Source organism: Rahnella sp. ATs2 (genome assembly GCF_051851855.1).
Lineage (GTDB): Bacteria > Pseudomonadota > Gammaproteobacteria > Enterobacterales > Enterobacteriaceae > Rahnella > Rahnella variigena.
The window spans coordinates 1-3,614 of the sequence record NZ_JBLYPL010000048.1 but is presented as its reverse complement, the minus strand read 5'-3'; the positions used below and the strand labels follow the sequence as shown (position 1 = coordinate 3,614).

Here is a 3,614-nt window from a genome sequence, read left to right as displayed (position 1 = left end):
GCTCCTCCAAGCCAGTTACCTCGGTTCAAAAGAGCGTCAACTCTTGCGAACCTTCGAAAAAACCACCTTGCCGGGTGGTTTTTTCGTTTCTGAGACTACATCTCGTCGCATGTTGCTGTCAACGCAACGATTTTATCTATCCGTGCATAGCAACTGCCAGTTACAGCACATTTAGCTAAAAACTACCAATACTCCACAGGTATGATTAGGTTGTCGATACTGACCGGAACCGAGTCATCGGGGTATTGTTACCGGGGATTGATTTATCAGTCTCACCCAGCCTGAGAGCGGGATAACCAAAGGTATAGGCCGGAAACTTTTGAGAGTAAAAATCGATATTACTTTCGCAAAAAAAGCGCTGATTTATCAGCGCTTTTTTTGTTTCTTATCAATGAGATAAGTTTCACCATTAAGCCGTAAATGCCCAATATAGCCGAATTTCACAGCAGTACCTTTCGGTACAGTCCCCTTCCCCCACTGATCAAGTTCATACGCACTAGTAACGAACATGGTTAACCCTCCCGGGTTGTTTGTATCTGGGCGCAGGTCAAAAAATATCGCATAGTCAAAAACATGAGCGTAATAGTAAACTTCGTTACTGTTGCGGTCGAAGTGCGGCACGATATGCCCGTTAATTAAATGCTCTTTCAGGATCCGCGGTAGGTCAAGACTGCATTGATAGCGCGCTTCACAGAAATAACGATTGCTCATCAATGGATTTCCTTCACCCTTCTTATCCGTAAAGCAATGGTTAGAGAACGCTACAGAAATTTTCACCGCTGCATTATCAATTGTTATATCGAAACTGAACGGGTGAAGGTGCTTCAGGTCGTATGTTTTCCCTTTGTAATTTACATCCCGCCAGTTCTTTCCTTGCACTATCTAATCCTCAGTTTTGTTGATGCCACACATGCTAAAATAGGCCAGATTACCGCAGTAAATCCAATGTATAAATTTACCATAACATCTCTATCACGCCTCGGATGCGATGAGCAGGAACCGTAAGTACCGTGGCTGATATTTACCGGTTTCCTCATCCCAATTATTTGGTGTAGGTTTATTGTTGGGAATACCGATAAAACTTCATAAAAATAAAGGGATAATGATGATTAAGCTGACTGGTCGTTTAGTGTGCAAAAGTGCAGAAGAAGCGGATCTTGTTCGCGAGTACCTTCCTGACCACAAGGAACTGACACGGGAAGAAACCGGATGCGTGTCATTTGAAGTCACGGAAACGGCAGATCCTCTGATCTGGAAGGTCGAAGAGCTTTTTACAAACCAAGCTACTTTTGACGCCCATCAGAAAAGAACCAGGGCTTCTGCCTGGGGAAGAGAAACCAGTGCGATCGCCAGAGAGTACGAAATATCAGAAGTTGAATAACTGTACTGCCTTACGATACGTCCAGAAAAGCCGCTACCCAGTGGCTTTTTCACATTTGAAGGTACGGACGAATTTAACATAAGACTACTTGGGCGCACCGCCGCAGGCGCCCTCAGCGCCATTCTGAGGCGAGACAGCCGTTTCCGGCACCTTTCCCTGTCCATATCATGAAAAAACGCGCCTGATGATTTCTGTGCCGGTGAATAGCTATGCATACACACCGGCACAGCTCCGTTTCATGACAAAAGCAGGCCAAACGTCTCAAAAAAGAAGTTGTTCTGCTGCAGCCAGTCCCACAGCTCCGCAGCGGCCTTGAGACACCTGAGTATCCGTTCTAGAAGTTGTAAATATTTCATATCTCGCCTCTGATTAGTACGTGATGAAATCATCACGACACTAATTAGCGAAAACTTTTGAACCCCTTAAAAACGATGAACGGGTGCACTGTTTACTGTGCAGACGTGAGGCGTTGGGCAAGCCGCAGGCGCGGCAGAATATCGTCAGGGTGATGGGATTTAATATGAATTGTGGTCGCGTCCACAGATGGGTGTCGGGCGTAGCCTGACCAAGAGGATTTGGCGTGCCGGCGGTACTCCAAAAACACATCTTGTCCCGCCGTTTTGTCGCCGGCACTCAGTGACGGTAATGACAAAACATTTCCTGTCCTTTCACTAACGACACAGAGCAGAAGAACGGACACCGGCGCGGGGTTGAGACTTTGCGATACCCGTTCAGGGGATCGTGCCGTTGGGGGAGCCGCAAGCAAAGGAACGCCCCAGCGTTCCGAGTCCGCCCACGGACGATTTGCGCAGCGGGGGCAGCGCCCCCCCGTCGGTGCCGGAGGCGCCTGACCACCCTCTTAAAGGTGACGAGCCAGGCGAGTAACCGTCTTAAGGGGGTGGTCAGGCGTCGGAGACGTCGGACGGGGCCGGGTGAATCTGGCGACGGAGCGGCGTCCAGCCGCGGAGGAGTCAGAGAGGGTGAAGCCGCACGGCGCAACCCTTGGGGCGTGATTTTCGTTCAGAAAATCATGTCCCTTTCTGGCGCATGCAATGCGTCAGACTCCCTATTTTCACTTCTATTTTACTCCCTATGCATCCCAATAGATAAAAATAGGGATGAAAATAGGGAGTAAAATAGGAAGCAACAGCCGTAAAGTTTACGCTGAGTAAATGTCAGGACAGACGCAGACTGAGTCGTTCCCGCAGCGGAACAGACACACGCATTCGATCGGAAAAGCGGCCAAAATAGTAGGCAAAATCGAGGTGCCGGGGCAGCACTTTCAGACCTTCACGCACCGCAAGATCAAACTCATTTTTATCACGTGCATCAAACATAAGCCGGACAGCCTGACACTGTTCCGTAGTTCCATGTTCCACAACCCACTCCGTCATTTCGGTGAAAGAGAAAACGGATTCCGGACGCTGACGGACGGCGGACACAGCCGACTTAAATTTTTCACGGGCGGCGTTGTACTGAGCGGCACCTTCTTCGGGAGAAGAGGAGCGCGTTCCCGCTACAGGACGCTGATCGAATGAAAGCTCCCACAATCCGGTATCAGGGTTATGAACGTAATCTTCGGGAAGGGCTGCTCGATAGAGACGGGACAAAGGAAACTCCTCAACATCAGTGTGTAAGCGAAAACCTTAGCATCAGTGATATTCCGCTTCCTCGGTTTAACAGACTTCGCCAGTTAAACACTGCGGCGAGCGTTACCGGTTAACAGAAAAAGGGATGACCGGTTCCCTGGCAAACGTCAACAGCGCCCCCCTTTCCCCCCGAGCCAGAACCCCGGCACCCCGGTTTTCCATAGGCTTCGCCCTCCTGACGAGCTTCACAGAAATCCGGTGATTTCCGGTGCTCAAATCAGAAGGGGCGAAACCCGACAGGACTTAAAGATCCCCACCGTTTCCGGTGGGTCGCTCCCTCGTGCGCTCTCCTGTTCCCACCCTGAGGTTTACCCGTTGCAGACCGCCGTAAGGTGGCGTTTTCTCATTCCTGCCCTTGCAACTGGGTTCCTTGTAGGTGGTTCGCTCCAAGCTGGACTATATGCACGAACTCCCCTTTTAGTCCGACTACCGCGCCTGGCCAGGTAAATATTCTCTTGATTCCAACCCTGACAGACACGAAGAATCGCCACTGGCGGTAGCCACTGGTAACAGGTTTAGAGGAGGAGAGTCTTGAAGTTTCGGGTGCGATAAGGCTACACTGAAAGGACAGTTTTGGTGACTGT

3 protein-coding genes are annotated in these 3,614 nt (G+C 50.1%); 1 reads left to right on the top strand and 2 read right to left on the bottom strand.

Going from position 1 to position 3,614, the window contains the following annotated elements:
• Positions 1 to 366: 366 nt before the first annotated feature.
• Positions 367 to 879 (bottom strand): hypothetical protein, encoded by a 513-nt coding sequence (locus ACJY2G_RS25420; protein ID WP_439292376.1) that lies wholly within the window; start codon positions 877 to 879, stop codon positions 367 to 369.
• Between the two features lie 226 nt (positions 880 to 1,105).
• Between ACJY2G_RS25420 and ACJY2G_RS25415 the strand changes: the two genes are divergently transcribed.
• The gene (locus ACJY2G_RS25415) at positions 1,106 to 1,381 is read left to right on the top strand and encodes a putative quinol monooxygenase (RefSeq protein WP_439292375.1); all 276 of its coding nucleotides are present in this window, start codon (positions 1,106 to 1,108) and stop codon (positions 1,379 to 1,381) included.
• Between the two features lie 1,175 nt (positions 1,382 to 2,556).
• Here ACJY2G_RS25415 and ACJY2G_RS25410 read toward each other — a convergent pair.
• Positions 2,557 to 2,991, bottom strand: a complete 435-nt coding sequence (locus ACJY2G_RS25410) for a hypothetical protein (RefSeq protein ID WP_439292374.1) — start codon at positions 2,989 to 2,991, stop codon at positions 2,557 to 2,559.
• Positions 2,992 to 3,614: the final 623 nt, after the last annotated feature.

Bases quoted from the DNA above. Each gene is read 5' to 3' on its own strand.
- ACJY2G_RS25415 (WP_439292375.1), top strand. From the start codon at position 1,106: ATGATTAAGCTGACTGGTCGTTTAGTGTGCAAAAGTGCAGAAGAAGCG.